We start from the raw sequence: 19,178 nt of genomic DNA on the forward strand, positions 1-19,178 counted from the left end.
AACAAGCTTAAGTCATATTAGTCAATTAATGATTAATGTAATCAGTGGCTTTTCTACCTGCCTGCATACCAAATATAATGATATCAGCAACAGCGTTTCCACCAATACGGTTGGCACCATGAACACCACCGACCACTTCGCCAGCAGCAAATACGCCTTGTATTACATGTTTATCCGTATCTAAAACTTGAGTTTCGGTATTAATCGTTACCCCACCCATAGTATGATGCACACCCGGCGCAATTTTAATCGCATAAAATGGTCCTTTGTTTATAGGATGTCGCATACCGGTTGTTCTTCCGAAGTCTTCGTCACGTTTTGTTTCAGCGAACTGATTATAACGCTCAATAGTTTGGGATAGAGTATTGCTGTCAATTGAGAGTTTATCAGCAAGATCTTTAATCGTATCAGCTTGAACGACTAAATCATGCGATACATATTCTTCAACAGCTTTGTTTTCATTACGCACTTGTTGATCAAATAGAATATACGCATAATGCTCAGGCAAATTAATAATTTCTGCTGAAACTTTATCACGAGTATCTAACTCATTGACAAAGCGCTGCCCTTTTTGGGAGACCAGTATCGCCCCACCACCACGAATTGATTCGGAAATCAAATACGAAGTTGTTTGCTCTACAGTTGGATGGATCTGAATTTCTTTCATATCCACTGTGCCTGCGCCCAGTTTTTCTAAAATCATAATTCCGGAACCGGTTGCACCTTTATGGTTAGTGGTAACAAATCCTTTCAGATCAGGACGATATTTTTCAACCATTTCACGATTTGCGCTAAATCCACCAGTAGCAATAATAACCGCTTTGGCTTTAATCGTTTGAACGGAACCGTCTTCTTCACTGACTTTAACACCGACAACTTTATGATTTTCCGTTAAAATTTCAGTTACATTGGTATCAAGCATGACTTCAATACCACGTCGGTTGATATTTTTTTGCAATCCACTAATTAAAAATCCGCCAACAGCCGCGCCACTTGCCGGACGATGCGTACGGTCAATGCTCATGCCACCCGTTGTTGTGATACCACTAAGTTCGATACCATTATTATCTAACCAGTCAATGGCATCAGGTGCATTTTCAACAAAATAACGAAGTAATTCAGGATTATTTTTGTTTTTACCACCTGTTAACGTTTCTTTATAGAACAGATCTTTACTGTCCACAATGCCTTTAAGTTTTTGGAATTTGGTTTCGGCCGCATTCATACCAGCGGAAGCTTTATTTGTATTGCCACCAATAACCGGCATTTTTTCAACCACAACCACACTTGCCCCTAAATCATGTGCTTGAATAGCGGCTGACAGTCCAGCGCCACCACTACCAACCACCACCACATCATAAGCTTTATCATTAGGATCACCACCCTCAGCAAGGATAGCTTCTTTATTTGATTTCGCCATAGCTTTGGTTACCGCTTTTTTGAACGCTTCACATTGTGATGTCGCGCCAGAAATTGCATCGACGTGTGGGCTATTAGAGTCAATAATACGATGTTTGATTTCAGAAAAGTTGTTAACTACTTCACTATCAAAATCATTAGCATTAAGTAATTGCATGTCTTTAACGAAGTCTTTACCTAATTCAACATTAATTAAGTATTCATAAGACTCATCATTAACCTTTTCTTGATAATTGCCCGGCTTGAATTTTTTTACATTAAGATTCACATCACGAATCAAGCTTTCAACTAATGAAAAGTGCCAAAGTGGCTCAGGTATATTGAGTTCTTCACGTTTATCACTATTGATGAAAAGTTCAAGTTTTTCCCCTTTTTCGACTCGACTAAGCCAATCAGGGTAAGCAATACATGCCCGACCCACTGCAACCAGATCAAAGCCGTTATCCATAGCGGCTTCGACATCACTTATATTAACCACATTACCGACGCCAACAACCGGAATTTTAGCTAATGTCTGTGATCGCATTGCCACATATTTATTAATTAAAGGCGTTGGATCATTAGTTTCAACAATAGATGGTCTTAAGATAGCCCCCATAGAGAAGTGAACATAATCAAGACCCTTCTCAGCCAATTTTTCAAGTAAGTACATCGAATCATCAAAACGAATACCCGGTATTTCTAATTCTTCCGGTGAAAAACGATAACCAACAATAAAATCAGGGCTGGCGTATTTTTTAACCATATTATGGGTAATATCTAAAACAGCCAATGGGAATCGAGCTCGATTATCACGGCTACCACCCCATTTATCAGTTCGTTGATTTGAGTTAGGTGAGTAAAATTGTTGAATTAAGTAGGTATTAGCACCATGAATTTCGACCCCGTCAAATCCAGCTTGGATCGCTCGACGAACAGCTTGCCCAAACTTGTCAATCATCTCATCGACTTCATCTGCAGTTAATTCAATTGGGGTTGCTGCGCCTGGTCGTGGTGCAGCTATCGCACTTGGCCCAACTGGGGATTGTCCACCAATGAGTTTAGGCTCAACCATACGGCCACCATGATAAACTTGGATAACGGCTTTGGAGCCTTTCTCTTTAATGGCTTTAGCGATCTTCGCTAATCCCTCTATTTTATCATCGTGATCTAAACCAATCGCTCCGGGAAAGGCTAAACCTTTATTATCAACAAATCCACATTCAACAATAATAGTGCCTATTTCACCCGCTCTTGCTCGGTAATATTCAATTAAATCATGCGTGACAGAACCTTCATAAAATCCGGAACAAGTTGTCATCGGCGCCATCATTATTCGATTTTTTAATTCTACGCCGTTTGGTAAAGCTAATGGTTTAAAAATATTATCATTTCTCATTTTTCATTACCCAGTAATTTTCAAAATTGTTTTTTGTTACCGGTAATAATAACATTAGTTACTGGTATTCTCCACTTACATTAGTTTCATTAATAACCTTAGTATCAATTTTTGGACAATTTTTTCTGAATGTTTTTAATCAATTAGCTTTTTATGACTGAATTTGTTGGTTAGATTTTGCCTATTTTTGAATTTGATGCTTCAAATCAGCGTAGTGATAGGTGGTCAAAGTCTAAAAAAAAACACTGTAACTATTTCATTTACTTACATATTTTTTGATTATTATTCTTGAACTTTATTTTTATTCAGCTAGAATGTCTGACAGTTTGGATAAAAGAGAATTTGACCATGATTGTGGCATTTATACAACAAATCAAAACAACACCACATAATCGCTCTTTTTTCATTTCCTATATAAATCCTCCTTTATGGAGGATTTTTTATTTCTACCCCTTTGTATTTTTACCTCAATTTAATCAACAACACCATTTCAAGAATATTCATAAACAGGAGATAGCATGAAACCTTTGATCCCTTTTTATAATCCAAGTATTAGTTATGAAGATAATTATGCTCAAGGGCCTTTCGGACTTTTCGCGCAATTAGATAAAGCACAACAAGTACCAACCAAACCAACTCAATTTTTAAATATTGATGTCAACCTCCCTTTTGGCATGCCAGCAGGTCCATTATTAAATGCTAATTATATCAAGGCCGCTTTTGCTTATGGATTTGATTTATGTGTGTATAAAACAGTTAGAACTAAACTTCATAAATGCCACCCATTACCTAATGTACTATCTGTCCACCCAAATGGTAAATTATCCCCGAATCTTGATACCGTATTAGCTGATACAAACTACACTCAACCTTTGTCAATTACTAACTCTTTTGGTGTTCCGTCTTTTGCTCCGGATATTTGGCAACCCGATATGGCTGACGCCGTGAAATCAGCTGGCCATGGACAATGTGTCATCGGCAGTTTTCAAGGCACCCAAGGTAATGGCGAAATCGAAAAAGATTATGCGCTAGCGGCTAAATTAGTCAGAGAAACCAATGCCCCTATTTTAGAAGCAAACTTAAGCTGTCCAAATGAAGGCGCAAGTAAATTACTCTGTTTCGACATTGATCGCGTTGAACGTATTGTAAATGCTATTAAAACAGCCGTACCTGATCGCCCATTGATCTTAAAACTGGCTTATTTTCCTGATGATGAAAGAATTATTTCGTTATTAACTCGAGTCGGTTCGATAATTGACGGCTTAAGTGCAATAAATACACTATCAGCTAAACCTGTCGATGCTAACGGTAAACCGGCATTAGGTGAAAATAGAAAAGAAGGCGGGATTTGCGGTGAAGCGATTCGTTGGGCTGGTCTGGATATGGTTAATCGATTAGCCAAATACCGTCAACAAATGGACTTAAAATTTGCTATTGTTGGTGTTGGTGGTGTGAGTAATAGTGAACATTATCATCAATTTATCAAAAGTGGAGCAGATGCGGTGATGAGTGCAACAGGTGCAATGTGGAATCCATTACTTGCTATTGAAATTAAAAAAAGTTTGAAATAATCCGAATAATAAATATCACTTCGCTATCAAACGCCATTATTTTTGTTACAGGGTAACTTATTTACCCTGTCCTCGCCTACTTTCAGCCGTGATGTAAATCACTTTTTATTAAAATAATAGTAGCCAAAAACAAGATGTGCTAAAAACACAATGGCTAAAATGATTCTTACATGTAAAGAATCAAAAATAATAAAAGGAATAAGAAGCACAACAAACACCATTGCCAACATTTTAAATAAACTTGACTTGGTTGCTTTCTTTTCAATTAGCATTTTTTGGATATAAGTTTGATAGTAACTAGTTTGGGTGAAATAGTTATAAAGGCGCTCAGAACTATTTAACCATAGATATGCAGTTAAAAGATAAAAAGGTACGGTAGGTAATAAAGGAACAAAAATGCCAATCGTTCCTAATGCAAAAGAAATTCCACCCAGAACAACAAATATCGATTTTTTTAGCATGTCTGAATCAATTTAAGTAATATTTAGAGGCTATCGAAGATAACACAATTATATTAAACAAGGAAAGCATTAATAAGATAAGAATTGGCGGAACGGACGGGGCTCGAACCCGCGACCCCCTGCGTGACAGGCAGGTATTCTAACCAACTGAACTACCGCTCCGCTTTGTTTGATAGTTTTAATGTTAGAACATTAAAGTAGGCGTGATGTTAAAGATTATTTTTAATTACGTCAATATAAATTTTAAAATTAACGTCTGATTGAATATAAAACAATCATTAATGGTTATTCCACAACGCCCCGCCGCTTTTCTTATCAATTTTTGCTAAAATAGCGTCATGCTCTGTTAACTCTGATTGTGACGCTTTAATCACTTTTAAAGGCGTACCACTGCGAGTAATCTTTTTTATTGTTTGGCTTTGTGTTGAAGATGAAAGATTCTCATCAGAACTAAAAGATAGCGTTGTTTGCCCACCGGTCATCGCTAAATAGACTTCAGCTAAGATCTCGGCATCCAATAAAGCGCCATGAAGTGTTCGATGTGAATTATCAATTTGATAGCGTTCACAAAGTACATCTAAGTTATTTCGCTTACCCGGGAATAAACGTCTTGCCATAGCCAATGTATCGGTAATGATACAGTGATCCGCAGTTTTAAAATCTAATCCACACAGGCGAAATTCATAGTCCATAAAGCCGACGTCGAACGATGCGTTATGGATAACTAACTCAGCACCGTCGATAAACTTAATAAAATCGTGAGCTATATTTTTAAAAATGGGTTTATCTTTAACAAATTCATCACTAATACCATGAACTCGAAACGCTTCTTCATCGATTAGACGTTCAGGATTAATATAAACATGAAAATGATTCCCCGTTAAACGGCGATTAATAATTTCAACAGCACCAATTTCAATAATCTTATGACCTTCATAATGATTATTACCACCTTGGTTCATACCGGTTGTTTCGGTATCTAAGACAATCTGACGAGTAGAATTAGTTATCACAATGCTCTCTTTTTGTTAGTAATTGGGAAATAAACAAATTAATGATATAGTCTATCACCAAAATACTTTAATGTTGATACCTACACGATTTAAACCCAATGAGCCACTTAGCAAAATAGGCTAATATTAGGTTATATATTTTAGGTTAATCTTATGGATAACATTTTAATGACTCGGTAAAAAGTTTAATAAAATGCTAAAAAAAATTGAAATCTATACGGACGGCTCTTGTCTTGGTAATCCCGGGCCCGGCGGCTATGCAGCTATTTTAAAATATAAACAGACAGAAAAAGTCTTATCAGAAGGCTACTTTAACACCACTAACAATCGTATGGAACTATTAGCGGCCATTGTCGCTTTAGAACAATTAAAACAATCTTGCCAAATTGAACTTTATTCAGACAGCCAATATCTACGTAATGGTATATCCAATTGGATACATGGTTGGAAAAAAAACGGCTGGCGTACATCGAATAAAAAGCCGGTTAAAAATGTTGATCTATGGAAACGTCTGGATCAATTAGTCCAGCACCATAAAATCAACTGGATATGGGTTAAAGGACATGCAGGACATATTGAAAATGAACGTTGTGACATATTGGCGAAAACGCAAGCCCAATCGCCTACTTTAACCGATACTGGATTTGAACAATCTATATCAGATCAGCAAATTGATAATTTAGATCTATTTTAAACATCGACTTTATTATCCTTAAACTTCTATCAAAGACTTATTACTAGCACTATATAGGAGTAAAAATTTTATGTTTCAATTGCATATTATTCCGATTTTGAAAGATAACTATGTTTGGTTATTAGAAAATAATGATAAACAAGTTGTTATCATTGATCCCGGTGAAGCAGAACCTGTCCTTGAATATCTAAAAAAACATCACTTAACCCCCCTTGCAATTTTATTAACTCACCACCATATCGATCACGTTGGTGGTGTACCTAAGTTACATCAAATTTATCCCGATATAGAAATTTACGGGCCAAGTGAAATAGATTTGCCAATTCACTATCTGAATGATAAGGACATAGTATCTAAGGAAATAGTATCTATTGCTGATTTTCAATTTGAAGTTATTTCAGTACCAGGGCATACTTTAGGTCATTTAGCTTATTATATTAAGCCGTACGTTTTTTGTGGTGACACACTATTTTCTGCGGGTTGTGGTAGAGTTGTTGACAATGCTTATCAACAGATGCTCAATTCTCTCAATAAGTTAAAGCAATTACCTGATGATACGTTAATTTGTGCAGGACATGAATACACTTTAGCTAATCTAAATTTTGCGCAAAAAATGGTGCCTAACGATAAACAAATCGTTAAGTATTTCGATAGTATTTGTAAAAAATCAATTACTTTGCCTTCTATTTTAACCAAAGAGAAACAAATTAACTTATTTTTAAGATGTAATGAAAAATCTTTACAAGATAAATTCAATTTTAACAATGAGTTAGACCTGTTCACTTATTTTAGGAGCCAAAAAGACATTTTTTAGGTATAATAACACGCTTAAATTGATGTCTAAACTTGAAAACTAATGAAAAAATTATTAATATTCACAATGTTATGTTCTTTTTTAGCTGCGTGTCAAAATCAAACTCCTCGACAAACTGTAAGTAGCAGCTATAAAAATTCAAACACGAAATCAATAGTTACTTCTAGTATTAAAAGTGGTGGTGTTAATTATGCATCGGTCACGCAAAATCCTTGGAAATTTATGTTAACCAAAATAAACGTAAATGTTCCGGAAAATAACCGTATTAAAGCGGAAAGAGAGCGTATTTTACGCAATCCTCAAGCGTTTGAAACAATCACGTTGCGTTCAGAGCCTTATGTTTATTACATCATCAACCAACTAAGAAAAAATAACTTACCGGTTGAATTAGCTTTAATTCCATTAATTGAAAGTGCCTATGACCCTTTAGCAACTTCGCCAGCTCAAGCCGCTGGTTTATGGCAATTTGTGCCGATTACAGCTAAAGAGTATGGATTAAAACAAAGTAGCCATTTTGATGAGCGTCGTGATCTTATTGCGTCAACAACGACTGCTATTAATCTTTTACAAAATTTAAATAGCCGTTTTGATGGCGATTGGTTATTAACTTTAGCTGCTTATAATGCCGGTGAAGGTAGAATAAGAAAAGCGATTGAGAAAAACCAAGCAAAGGGTTTACCAACCAACTATTGGTCACTTGATTTACCTGCTGAAACCATGCACTACGTTCCTAAAATTTTAGCGATCATCGATATTGTTAAAAATAGTAAACGTTATGGCATAAAATTGCCTGATTGTAACTATCAAAATTCGCTTGTAAGGATTGATATGTCTAAAAACGTTTCATTAACGAAAATTGCCCAATACACAGGGTTGTCGCTTAATGATTTGATGACATATAATGCTGGTTATGTTAAGCAAACAGTAAATGGCCCTTTCCATTTGCTTGTTCCTTATTCACATGCAGAATCTTTATTTAAAAAGTTAAAGGCAGAAAAGCTGGTTTCGAATCAAATCACTGAGCTTTTACAAGATGTACCACATAACACGATGCCATTTGAAGTGAAATCGACGACGATTCAATATAGTGGTATAAATAACAACATGAATTCGGTACTTACTGCCAACAAAAATCAGATAACCTATCAAGTTAAAGCGGGTGATAATCTTTACTCTATCGCGCAAAATTATCGGGTAAAAATCACCGATATTTTAGAGTGGAATAAGTTGAAAAACCCACGAGTAAAAGAAGGTGACGTTCTTAAAATTAAGCTAGTAAAAGCTAAATAATTTTAAAATTCACCAATAAAGGATTATGATCTGATGCGGCTGTGTTAATTATTTGTGCCGCATCAAGCTTTAACCCTCGATAAAATACAAAATCTAATGGCCTACCCAAAAACGTTTTGCGAATATCATTAGTAAAGTTCACAGGTTTAAGTTCAATTGAACGAACTAAATGATAAAGTAAATTTACTCGCTGTCGACTCCATGCATTAAAATCTCCAGCTAAAATAACCGGTCCTTGATGTGTTTTAATGCGATTTAATAACATATGGATTTGTTGCCGATAAACTTTAACACCAATACTAAAATTTATCGCATGAACATTGGCAACTAAGAGTTGTTCTGAAGAATTTTCAATAGGATAAAGCGTGATTAACGCCGACTTAGGTACACGTATAAGCGGCTCTTTTTCACGAAACGACCACAAAGCACTTGGCAATGAATCGGATATCGTCATGACACCTGCATAAATATCATTCAAACAATAGGCGGGGACATGGTCAGCGATTTTATTGTGCTGACTGATAAAGTTAAGCAGCAAAGGGGTATTTTGCGCTTCCTGTAACAATATCAATTTAGCCTTGCTGGCATACAGTTCAAGGATATGGATACAGTCAGCTCTTTTTTGCTTGAAAATATTCCACACTAAAACTGAAAACGACATCTGGTTAACCAATGGTGTGTTAACCATAATTTGATGATTGGGCAATATTAATTCAATATCACTATCACTTTGATATCGTAGTGTATAGTCACGCTGTTTAAACATTTTATATCGTCATTTTTTGTTTTAAATAATCATCAAATGATATTTTGTCACTTTGCTCGATCATCACCTGTTTTTCAAGCGATAAATTGCGTTGTTGAATAAAATCACTATCTGTAAGTAAGCTTAATGGTTCTGTGATAAGCTGTTTTTTATATTGAGTCGCTAAAGCTAAGCCAAATTTAGCCGTGCCTAAATCACTGATAGCCTCAAGCGTTCTTGCAGAAAGCGTTAATTCAGGTTGATCAAACATCAAATCAAGCCGTTCGCAAACTTTACGATAATGTTGTTTATCATCTTGATGATCCAATACATCAGCAACACGGAGCAAATCTTTAAATAATTCGTGGCCGACTTTTGATAATGGCTCACGATAGCTATCACAGCCGATACCAATTTCAAGACCAGGTTTACGCCCTTCCATAATAACTCGATTCCAATTTAATTTTGTACACTCAAGCTCCTCACTACTCATTTCTGGGGCTGGCGCTAGCGCACACCATATTAAAAACAGATCAATAAAGCGAATCTGTTCTTCGGTAATGCCTATCGGTGAAAACGGATTAACATCGAGCGCTCGTACTTCAATATACTCAATTCCACCACGTAGTAAGGCATCAGAAGGTAACTCCCCTGCTCTAGGCACACGTTTAGGGCGAATTGGTGCATAAAACTCATTTTCAATCTGTAATACATTATCATTTAACTGCCGATAATGACCATCAACTTTAATGCCTAACTTTTTAAATGCTTCTGATTTAGTTTGAGTAGCACGTTTTAATCCTTCTACATAAGTATCAAGATGATTAAACGTAATACCCAGTTGTTTCTGGGCATTGTTGGTATAGCCGATATCACTTAATCTTAATGAAGTTGCATAAGGCAAGAAGCAGTTACCATTGGTTTGTTCAATAAAGGCCTTAGCTTTTTGCTTATCTTGAATAAATGAAGAGCACATGGAAGGCGATGCGCCAAACAGGTAAGGAATCACCCAACCAAATCGATAATAATTACGTATTAAAGTAAAATAACCTTCAGAAATGACAGCCTTGCCTTCTTCGGCGTTTTTTACTCCAAATCGGGCTTGCCAAAATGCCATAGGCAAAGAGAAGTTATAATGCACGCCGGATATGGTTTGCATCATGGCGCCATAACGATTTTTCAATCCTTCCCGATAAACCGTTTTAAAACGCCCTTCATTTGAGCTGCCATATTGCGCCAAAATAATATCGTCTTCATTTGCCACAAAACAAGGCATACTTAATGGCCACATCATCTCATCGCCGATACTGACACTGGCATAACGATGTAAATCACGCAAAAACGTGAGCATATAATCAATATTTGTATTAACCGGCGTAATAAATTCAAGCATCGATTCGGCAAAATCGGTTGTTATCCAAGGGTGAGTTAAAGCTGAACCAATTTTATTAGGAAAAGGGGTTTTTGCTAAAGAGCCGTCTGGTAAAATACGAAGTGTTTCACGTTCAACACCCCGTTGAATTCCCTGTAAAATAGTATAGTGCTTTTCCAACCAATTGAGCGCTTTAGAAACGTCAGGAATCATAATATCTCATTTCCTAAATTCAGTTTAAATTGGCTTAATTTTAGCATAGTTTAAGGGTTTAGATAGGCTGTTTTGTGACTATCAAAAAGAAAATAGAAATCTATCAATCGACAAAATTATTTAGATTATTTGAAAATCGCCAACAATAAACCATTACCTATAAAATAGATAATGGTAAGTATCTTTGCGAGTAATTTAGCTTAGTTACTGGCTTGTTGGCTTTTTTGATTAGCGACATAATCTTCATCAACCGGTGTGATAAGATTATTTTGATGATCAACAATATAGGTTTTTCCAAAACCTAACACTAATCTACCGGCTGTCGGTGTGATTTTAAATAAATTAAAATCTTTCATTTCGGCTAACATATAGACCATTTTACTCACCCTTTTAGCAAGCTGGTCAATAATGTTATCAAATAGCTCAGTTTCTCTTTCAACAATGCTTGTTTTTGCATGGAAAGATAGTCGTCTACGAGCATAGATATTCTTAGTATTACTTTCATCATCAATGATTAAAAAAGAGATATTTGAATTATCTTTCATATTCTGACTATGAGGCGCTAAATCTGATATTAAAATATAATAATCATTACCGTCAAAATAATAAGGCGAATAACTCGTATCTACCTCTCCGTTTTTAGTCATTGTTGATAAGATGACTGTGCGGATTGTTTCATGTAAATTTTCTATTGTCTTTTCAACAACATCATTTTTGGACTCAGCCATAATTACTCCTTGTTTTTGTCAATATTGAGTTAATTCATCTAACTACATTGTTATAAATTCAACTGGTAGCATTTATCAAAATAGTTCGAAATATCAGTATGAGAAATTATAATAAAACTACTGTTCGGTAGGTTTGTCTTTAACAATTTCAGCAATTGTTTTTCGGACTGTTTATCTAATGCATTGGTTGTTTCATCCATAAAAATCCAATCAGGTTTATGCATTAAAATTCTTGCAATCATTAGACGTTGCATTTCACCACCGGAAAGTGTTTTTAAATTATCACTGAGTAAATTTCTATCGATAAATTCTGTAGAAAAACCCACTTCTAATAGAAGTTGCTTAATCAAACTTAAATCTTTTTCAAACAACGGCTGCGGATAGCTTATTGCATGAGCTAATCCCCCAACCGGAAAATAGGTATTTTGCGATAAAAATAATGTCTTTAATTTTGGCACTTTAATCTTCCCCTCAAAATTGGGATAAAGGCCAGAAATTACTTTGAAAAATGTTGATTTACCTATACCCGATGCACCAGATATAACAACCGAATCGCCTTTATTAAGAAAAAGATTGGGTAGTGTTAATAACACAGCGCCATCCGGTTTTTTTATAGTTAAATCGTCAATCGAAAATGCATCTTGATTTATCTCTAATTGGCTAGCTGATTGGTATTGACGAGCGGCTTGATTAGCTTTTTCAAAAAACTGGGTTAAACGATAACTACATGCAATAAGTTCGGCAAGTTTATTGTAATTGAAAATAAACCAAGATAAGTTAGTCACAACATTACTAAATGATTTACTAATTTGCATTAAAGAACCTAAGCTAACTTTACCAATTAAATAGATAGGCAGAGAAAAGAAAATAGGCACACTTAACACCGTTAAATAATATGGCCGAGTAAAACAGCCTAAAATAAGTTGTCGTTTAATTAATAAATACCAATTTTTGATAATATGATTGAAATGCTGTTCAAATTGTTGTTTCTCCACTTTTTCACCATTGGCTAACGCGATTGGCTCTTTCGATTCACGAAATCGAGTTAAGGCAAAGCGATAATTTGCCTCTAAGTGTTGTTGTTCAATTAATAAGTTTTTTAATGGGCGCCCGAGCATGTGAGCGATGCAAGAAGTGAATAATACATAGATTGGTGCCAGCCAAATTAAATAATGAGAAATACTTATATCGATATTAAATAGACTAAAATTTAAAACAAAATTATCGGTAATTTGCCACAAAAGCATAAAATAGGAAAACAGACCAATACATTGAGTAATCAGCGAAAAGCCTTCATTAGTTAATCGCTCAATAAATAGCAGACAGTCTTCGGAAATACGCTGATCAGGATTATCAATTTTGTCTTGATGGTTATTTAAATACCAATATGCTTTGTTATTGAGCCACTTATCAAGTATCGAATCATTTAAAACCTTGCGCCATGTAATCACTAAAGTTTTTCTTAAAAACTCAATTATTAAGTAAGTTATTGCCCCCGAAATAGTTAACAACACAAAAACGATTAATTGGGTAATAACGCCTTGCATGTCATATTTTTCTAATGCATTAAAAAAGTTTTTATTCCAATTAATCATTTCAAGACTAATTTTAATTAAAACAATATTTAAACAAATAATAATTAAAGCATAACAGTAACCATATTTACCTTGTCTTGATTTGAAGCAAAGCTTCATAAGCAAGATTATATTTTTCAATGTTTGCACAACTTATACTCTCAAAACTGCCTTTTTTCTACATCAACTCCTGCCAAAAATGTTTTATCAATTTGACAGAAGTATTTAACGTTAATGATTAAAAATTAATAACCGCACTAACGGCAAAAGTTCTTCCCGGCGCGGTTTGAAGCTCGATAGGATTTGTCACTTTTACATTATTTTGTGCATTTTTATAATAACTACTAAACATCGGCCATTTAAAATAGCGGCGATCAAATATATTTAATACCGATCCCCGAATAGTAATATTTTTGCTAGGGTGCCAATTTAAATAGGCATCATAGATTGCATAACCGCTTGGTTTAAATATTTCATCTGATGACGATTTGTCTTTAGAAACGTGTGATACAGCCTTAGAAAAAGTCCCGACGACTTCAGTATCAAAATTAAAATCGGGAACATTCCATTTCAAACCGATATTACCTTGCAGTGGCATGGCTTCATTAAAATAAGTTTTTTTATCACCGGGAGAATCTTGTTTTTTTCCATATTGATATGAGCTTGAAGCATTCAAAGTCCAATTGGGCGCAAAATGCCACTCGCCCGATGCTTCAATTCCCCATAAATTGACGTTGGATAAATTTTTGTAGGTATAATCCTTCGGCCCAACCCGAATAAAATTCTTAATATAGTTACTATAATTAGCTTTGAATAAACCTACACTAAACCAACCTTCTGAAAAATCGCCTCTAATGCCGGTCTCATAAGATTTCACTTTTTCAGGTTTTAGTTTAGGGTTAGGAATCAGATTCATCGTTACCGAAGGCAATGACGTATAAAGCTGTTGAGCCGTTGGCATTTTGAATCCTTCAGCATAACGGGCATAAGCAGAGTATTGATCAGTGATGTTATATAATATGCCTAATTGCGGAATAAGGCGATGTGAACTCAAATCACGAGGCTCTTTGCCTTTAACCACCGCATAATGGCTATCGGTATTGGGTTTAATTTTATAGGTTGCGTATCGTAAACCCGGTTTAATTTTTAAATTTTCAGAGATAAAGTGAAATTCATCTTGAAGATAGATATCTGCACGTTGCGTTTTAGCATTAGCAAAATTAAAGCCGCCACCTATGGTTTTTACGCCATTTTTGGTGCTCTCATTACGATAATAGCTACGGGTAATATCCCCTTGAAAACCATAAGTTAAATCATGCGTTATATTGAAAAAATCCACGTTCGAATTTAACTGAAGATCCAACTGCCAAAACTTTTCTTTATAATCGTTAGTGGTATAGGTATTAATCGGATTTTGTCGTTTATCTTTTTGTTGACGATACGATTTTAAATAACGTTCTTGCGGCGAGTAAGAGAACATGGTTTTGATTTGATCGATAAACGATACTGGGGGCGTCCAACTATCATCAATAGCATACCTTTTACGAGTTTGTATTTGCGTTCTTCGATAATCGCCATTAAATGTTCCGTTAGCTTGTAAACCATAATCATACATCTGTTTAACAAATGAGTTAGAACGGAAATTTTCAAATGTTAACTTTGTTTCTCTAGTGTCATTATGATAAACCAATTTGGTTAACATATTTTCTGCTTTGGCATCTAACGGATTGAGCTTATTACATCTAATGGCATCTTCGCCACGTGGACAGCCCCAAATACCGCCATTCGCTTTAGCTTTAGATAACTTGGCTTCTTGGTAATCTCTTCGGCTAAAGCTTATCAGCCCTTCTAAATTAGGTAGCAATTCAAGCGCTAACATGCTTGTTTTAGTATTTTGTTTATTCAAACTATCATAACCACCACTTAATCGCACTGCATAAGATTTACCTTTCAGCAAATCACTGGGATCTAAAGTTTTAAATGCAACTACCCCACCAACGGCATCAGCGCCCCATAATACCGATCCCGGTCCACGAATAACTTCAACAGCTTTTATGTTTGCTAAATCAATAAAATTTCTATTGCCGTCTTGGATACTTTCAATCACTCTTGCACCGTCGACTTGCATTTGAATACGATTACCCGCCATACCACGTATTCTAATACCGCCTAAATTACCAAAAGGGTCAGTACCTGAAGTTTGTCTGTTAACTGAGATTCCCGGTAAATATCTGACTAAATCTTCCATTGTTGACATTTGATGATCATCAATGTTCTTGCTAGTGATAACATCAACGGTTTCCGGAATAGCTAATTTGGCTCTCTTTTGTCTGGTAGCCGTAACCGTCATAGTTTCCAATTCATCATCAGCCGCAAAAACTGATAGTGGTAATGAAGCAGCTAAAACGGTTAAAAATATTTTACTTATTTTCATTTTTCACCATAAACTTATGTTATTGAACTGCTCGCATTAAATTTCCAATTTTTGATAATTATCATTTTTTCGTAAATCTATCAAAAATAATAAATAAGATCAAAAATAATGATAACCATTACCATTTGCTAATAATTATCATTAACATTAAAATGAAAAACATAAAAATATTAGTAAGTTAGAGACGTGTTTGAAGATTAATTGATATCAAAGCGACAAAGTTTAAGAGGTAAAATGAGGAAATTGATGATTAATACTTATTAATCATCAATTAATAAAAACTAGCCTATATGTTTAAAAAGTTATTGCGATTTTTCCAATAAAACCAACACTTCCATATGTGAAGTATGAGGGAACATATCAAACAGTTGTACTTTACTAATTTGATAATCCGATAACAAGCGAACATCAGCAACTAACGATGATAAGTTACAACTTGAATATAAGATAAAGTTGGGTGACATTTGTTGTAAATATTGTATCAATTGGCTCCCTGCCCCACGTCTGGGTGGATTAAGTAAGACTAAATCCGCTACAGCTTGCTCGGTAATTGCATATTGGGTTGCATCCAATGATTTAAATGTCAAATTATTAAATCCTAGTTGTTTGGCCGATTGGGTTGCGCAATCGATAGCATCGGCACTTATTTCAATACCCGTCAATTGAATCTGTTTATCCATTGCTTGAACGCAATGCAAACCAAAACCACCGACACCACAAAATAGATCCCAAATGGACTTAATATCTAAATCAGCAATCCACTCACTTGCTGTCTTATACAGGTTTTGAGCAATATAAGTATTGGTTTGAAAAAAGCTTTTCGATTTAATAAAAAGCGGAATTTGATTTATCGTCATGGGTAAATAAGGATTATTAGTCAAAACTAACTCTTCTTCCCCTTCTAAAATCGCGGCATGATTCGGCTGAATATTAATTGAAACGACTTGCAAATTTTGAATTGTCGCTTGTAGTTGGTGAAAAGAGTTTTTAATTTTACTCACCAATTTATGTGATTTTAAAACAAATCGTAACATAAAGCCGCTTGATTGAGACATTGAGCTTTGGGTAATGATCACATATTTTAATTCGCCTTTTCGTTTATTGATATTATAGGGCACCAGACCTTGTTTACGAATATAACTACGCACTATTTTCAATATACTTTGCATACCGGCGCTATATAGCGGACAATCACATAAATCGACAGCTTGATCACCATTTTCAATCCCTAGTATCGGCTTTTCAACGGTACCTAATACCGCCATTTTCGCTTTATTTCGAAAAGCAGAATCAGGGCTAGCAAACGGCGCCATAACTTCTTTGGGTTGTAAGGTAGCTAGCTGCTTTAATAACTCATGTTGTTTGTCTTCGAGTTGCTTTGGGTAAGGACGATTAATCCACTGGCAAGATAAACATTTCTTTTGTTGATAATAGTGACATTGCATTACGATAAAACCTTTTTTTATAATTGGTAATTATATACTTAAAAGTCGTTTTACCAGTATTACTTTTCATTTTTATACTCAAACATAGGTAAAATCTGAAACTTCTTTACAGAATATTGATTAACTCTTGATAACCTGTCGCATAATAGCCTCGCTATAATTTGACGAAAAAATGGTATATGGTAGGATATTGTCATCAATATTACAGGAATATTTGAATGTCTATTAAGTTAAAAACCCCAGAACAAATTGAAAAAATGCGTATTGCAGGAAAGCTTGCAGCAGAAGTATTAGAAATGATTGAGCCTTATGTCAAACCTGGCATTAGTACCGGTGAGCTAGATAAAATTTGTTATGATTATATCGTCAATGTCCAAAAAGCAATTCCGGCTAATATTGGCTATAGTGGATATCAACATACCAGTTGTATTTCAATTAATGACGTAGTATGTCACGGCATCCCGAGCTTTGAAAAAAAATTAAAAGACGGGGATATTTTAAACATCGATGTGACTGTCATCAAAGACGGTTATCATGGCGATACCTCTCGCATGTACATTGCTGGCAAACCAACAGTTGCGGGCGAAAAACTTTGCCAAGTCACTCAACAAAGCTTGTATGAAGCAATCAAAATTATTAAACCGGGTATTCGTTTAAGAGAGATCGGTAAAACTATCCAAAAATATGTCGATAAATTTGGTTTTTCATCGGTACGTGAATATTGCGGGCACGGCATTGGCGAAGTCTATCATGATGAGCCGCAAGTACTCCATTATGATGCTGATGACGGCGGTGTGATTTTAAAAGCCGGCATGACATTTACTATCGAACCGATGATAAATACCGGCGACTGGCGAACTCGTACCATGAAAGATGGTTGGACAGTGAAAACCAAAGACCATGGTCTTTCAGCGCAATACGAACACACGATTTTAGTGACCGAAAATGGCGTTGAGGTTTTAACGCTTCGAAAAGACGAAGACTTCCCTAGAGTCATAGAACACTAAAAAACAAAAGATTCAACAATTTAACATTGTTGAATCTCCGCTTATTTTATTCTTCTATTATCATCGTAACGTTCACTTGTTGTTAATCTGTCAAACTTCAGATCGAAAACCAACAAGTGACCTCATCAAAACCGACTAACAATTAATAAAGTAAAGTATAGAGTTTACGACGATAAGTTCCGGCTAACGAATTACTGGTACCTAAGGCCGCGAGCAGATCCAGTAAGGTCTTTTTAATGCGCCCTTCCCCTGCATTGAGATCTTTGGTAAGCGGTTTATAGAGCAATTCTAAAGCCTCTTCATGTCGACCAACCTGCATTAATTGTGAGGATAGTTGAATCATCAAATCGATATTATCTGGTTGTTCGGCTAATTGTGCTTGTAGTAACTGCAATTGAGGTGAGTTTGCCGCTTGCTCAAGTAATTCAATCTCAGCTTGTAAACCATGGAAAACCGAATCTTGATCTTGTAATGGTATCGTTGCCAGTACCTCTTTAGCATCAGCCAGTTGCTTTAATTCGATTTGCGCTTTTGCCAGCATCAACGCAATATCAGATCGTGGTTTCCCTAAATGGTCAGTAAGATTTTGCCAGGCTTGTTTTAATAAAGGTAATGCTTGTTCATATTTCCCTTCATTATATAAATTTTGTGCTTCAACAAGTTTTAATTCATCTTCATTTGGCAACACTTTAGCTAAAAATTGTTTAATCACTTCTTCAGTCTGTGGACCTTGAAAACCATCAACCGGTTGACCATTTTGAAATAGATAGACGGTAGGAATAGCACGAAGACCGAATTGGGCAGCTAACATTTGCTGTTCATCACAATTGATACTCGCCAAAATAAATTGACCATGATGCTCATTAGTGAGTTTGGTCAATGTTTGAGTCATTGCCTCGTAATTGGGACTTCTTGCAGACCAGAAATAGAATAGCACTGGCAATCGAGAAGATTGCTCGATGATCTGTTGAATATTTTGTTCATTGACATCAAAAATAAATTGCTGTTGCATATCGTGTC

Annotated in this window: 15 protein-coding genes and 1 tRNA gene; 5 read left to right on the forward strand and 11 right to left on the reverse strand. The window is 35.4% G+C overall.

Annotated features, from left to right (window positions below; genetic code table 11):
* Window positions 1-25: 25 nt before the first annotated feature.
* The gene (locus J3U37_RS07930; RefSeq protein WP_220219575.1) at window positions 26-2,797 is read right to left on the reverse strand and encodes a flavocytochrome c; all 2,772 of its coding nucleotides are present in this window, start codon (window positions 2,795-2,797) and stop codon (window positions 26-28) included.
* A gap of 518 nt (window positions 2,798-3,315) precedes the next feature.
* Between J3U37_RS07930 and J3U37_RS07935 the strand changes: the two genes are divergently transcribed.
* Window positions 3,316-4,368: a hypothetical protein gene (locus tag J3U37_RS07935; protein WP_267374204.1), complete on the forward strand. Its 1,053-nt coding sequence runs from the start codon at window positions 3,316-3,318 to the stop codon at window positions 4,366-4,368.
* 98 nt (window positions 4,369-4,466) lie between these two features.
* Here J3U37_RS07935 and J3U37_RS07940 read toward each other — a convergent pair whose 3' ends face one another.
* The 3 genes from J3U37_RS07940 to dnaQ all read right to left on the reverse strand — a co-directional run bounded on the left by J3U37_RS07940 (window position 4,467) and on the right by dnaQ (window position 5,842).
* Window positions 4,467-4,829, reverse strand: a complete 363-nt coding sequence (locus tag J3U37_RS07940; RefSeq protein ID WP_220219573.1) for a YbaN family protein — start codon at window positions 4,827-4,829, stop codon at window positions 4,467-4,469.
* Between the two features lie 85 nt (window positions 4,830-4,914).
* A tRNA-Asp gene (locus J3U37_RS07945) sits at window positions 4,915-4,991 on the reverse strand.
* A 116-nt stretch (window positions 4,992-5,107) separates the two neighbouring features.
* Complete coding sequence (gene dnaQ / locus J3U37_RS07950; protein WP_267329661.1) at window positions 5,108-5,842, reverse strand: DNA polymerase III subunit epsilon; 735 nt, start codon at window positions 5,840-5,842, stop codon at window positions 5,108-5,110.
* Between the two features lie 193 nt (window positions 5,843-6,035).
* On the opposite strand from dnaQ, the gene rnhA reads away from it, so the two are divergent.
* The 3 genes from rnhA to J3U37_RS07965 all read left to right on the forward strand — a co-directional run bounded on the left by rnhA (window position 6,036) and on the right by J3U37_RS07965 (window position 8,640).
* Window positions 6,036-6,536: a ribonuclease HI gene (gene rnhA / locus J3U37_RS07955; protein WP_220219572.1), complete on the forward strand. Its 501-nt coding sequence runs from the start codon at window positions 6,036-6,038 to the stop codon at window positions 6,534-6,536.
* A gap of 70 nt (window positions 6,537-6,606) precedes the next feature.
* Entirely contained in the window at window positions 6,607-7,350 is a 744-nt protein-coding gene (gloB, locus tag J3U37_RS07960; RefSeq protein WP_267374207.1) for a hydroxyacylglutathione hydrolase, read from the forward strand.
* 222 nt (window positions 7,351-7,572) lie between these two features.
* The gene (locus J3U37_RS07965; protein WP_220219570.1) at window positions 7,573-8,640 is read left to right on the forward strand and encodes a transglycosylase SLT domain-containing protein; all 1,068 of its coding nucleotides are present in this window, start codon (window positions 7,573-7,575) and stop codon (window positions 8,638-8,640) included.
* On the opposite strand, the gene J3U37_RS07970 is transcribed toward J3U37_RS07965, so the two are convergent.
* From J3U37_RS07970 to rlmC, 6 genes are all read right to left on the reverse strand, one after another.
* Complete coding sequence (locus J3U37_RS07970) at window positions 8,633-9,406, reverse strand: endonuclease/exonuclease/phosphatase family protein (RefSeq protein ID WP_267329658.1); 774 nt, start codon at window positions 9,404-9,406, stop codon at window positions 8,633-8,635. The two genes, J3U37_RS07965 and J3U37_RS07970, sit on opposite strands and share 8 nt — an antisense overlap.
* A gap of 1 nt (window position 9,407) precedes the next feature.
* Window positions 9,408-10,970 (reverse strand): glutamate--cysteine ligase, encoded by a 1,563-nt coding sequence (gene gshA / locus J3U37_RS07975; RefSeq protein WP_267329657.1) that lies wholly within the window; start codon window positions 10,968-10,970, stop codon window positions 9,408-9,410.
* A gap of 200 nt (window positions 10,971-11,170) precedes the next feature.
* Complete coding sequence (locus J3U37_RS07980; RefSeq protein ID WP_220219567.1) at window positions 11,171-11,698, reverse strand: HugZ family protein; 528 nt, start codon at window positions 11,696-11,698, stop codon at window positions 11,171-11,173.
* A gap of 50 nt (window positions 11,699-11,748) precedes the next feature.
* A complete protein-coding gene (locus tag J3U37_RS07985) occupies window positions 11,749-13,392 on the reverse strand; it encodes an ABC transporter ATP-binding protein/permease (RefSeq protein WP_267374307.1) in 1,644 nt (547 codons plus the stop codon).
* 118 nt (window positions 13,393-13,510) lie between these two features.
* On the reverse strand, window positions 13,511-15,706 hold the full coding sequence (locus J3U37_RS07990) for a TonB-dependent hemoglobin/transferrin/lactoferrin family receptor (protein WP_267374209.1): 2,196 nt from the start codon (window positions 15,704-15,706) through the stop codon (window positions 13,511-13,513).
* Between the two features lie 302 nt (window positions 15,707-16,008).
* Window positions 16,009-17,151, reverse strand: coding sequence for a 23S rRNA (uracil(747)-C(5))-methyltransferase RlmC (gene rlmC, locus J3U37_RS07995; RefSeq protein WP_267374211.1), 1,143 nt, complete (start codon window positions 17,149-17,151; stop codon window positions 16,009-16,011).
* 218 nt (window positions 17,152-17,369) lie between these two features.
* Here rlmC and map point away from each other — a divergent pair, with 218 nt between their 5' ends.
* Window positions 17,370-18,158 carry a type I methionyl aminopeptidase gene (map, locus tag J3U37_RS08000; protein ID WP_220219563.1) on the forward strand — a complete coding sequence of 263 codons (789 nt, stop codon included), beginning with the start codon at window positions 17,370-17,372 and terminating at the stop codon, window positions 18,156-18,158.
* A gap of 142 nt (window positions 18,159-18,300) precedes the next feature.
* Here the strand turns inward: map and J3U37_RS08005 are convergent, their stop codons facing one another.
* Complete coding sequence (locus tag J3U37_RS08005; protein ID WP_220219562.1) at window positions 18,301-19,170, reverse strand: co-chaperone YbbN; 870 nt, start codon at window positions 19,168-19,170, stop codon at window positions 18,301-18,303.
* Window positions 19,171-19,178 lie beyond the last annotated feature (8 nt).

This window comes from Gilliamella sp. B3172, assembly GCF_026536465.1.
GTDB lineage: Bacteria > Pseudomonadota > Gammaproteobacteria > Enterobacterales > Orbaceae > Gilliamella.

Excerpts from the sequence above, each read along its gene's own strand:
- J3U37_RS07930 (WP_220219575.1), bottom strand. The coding sequence starts at position 2,797 with ATGAGAAATGATAATATTTTTAAACCATTAGCTTTACCAAACGGCGTA.
- J3U37_RS07935 (WP_267374204.1), top strand. The coding sequence starts at position 3,316 with ATGAAACCTTTGATCCCTTTTTATAATCCAAGTATTAGTTATGAAGAT.
- J3U37_RS07940 (WP_220219573.1), bottom strand. The coding sequence starts at position 4,829 with ATGCTAAAAAAATCGATATTTGTTGTTCTGGGTGGAATTTCTTTTGCA.
- rnhA (WP_220219572.1), top strand. The coding sequence starts at position 6,036 with ATGCTAAAAAAAATTGAAATCTATACGGACGGCTCTTGTCTTGGTAAT.
- gloB (WP_267374207.1), top strand. The coding sequence starts at position 6,607 with ATGTTTCAATTGCATATTATTCCGATTTTGAAAGATAACTATGTTTGG.
- J3U37_RS07965 (WP_220219570.1), top strand. The coding sequence starts at position 7,573 with ATGTTAACCAAAATAAACGTAAATGTTCCGGAAAATAACCGTATTAAA.
- J3U37_RS07970 (WP_267329658.1), bottom strand. The coding sequence starts at position 9,406 with ATGTTTAAACAGCGTGACTATACACTACGATATCAAAGTGATAGTGAT.
- gshA (WP_267329657.1), bottom strand. The coding sequence starts at position 10,970 with ATGATTCCTGACGTTTCTAAAGCGCTCAATTGGTTGGAAAAGCACTAT.
- J3U37_RS07980 (WP_220219567.1), bottom strand. The coding sequence starts at position 11,698 with ATGGCTGAGTCCAAAAATGATGTTGTTGAAAAGACAATAGAAAATTTA.
- J3U37_RS07985 (WP_267374307.1), bottom strand. The coding sequence starts at position 13,392 with ATGAAGCTTTGCTTCAAATCAAGACAAGGTAAATATGGTTACTGTTAT.
- J3U37_RS07990 (WP_267374209.1), bottom strand. The coding sequence starts at position 15,706 with ATGAAAATAAGTAAAATATTTTTAACCGTTTTAGCTGCTTCATTACCA.
- rlmC (WP_267374211.1), bottom strand. The coding sequence starts at position 17,151 with ATGCAATGTCACTATTATCAACAAAAGAAATGTTTATCTTGCCAGTGG.
- map (WP_220219563.1), top strand. The coding sequence starts at position 17,370 with ATGTCTATTAAGTTAAAAACCCCAGAACAAATTGAAAAAATGCGTATT.
- J3U37_RS08005 (WP_220219562.1), bottom strand. The coding sequence starts at position 19,170 with ATGCAACAGCAATTTATTTTTGATGTCAATGAACAAAATATTCAACAG.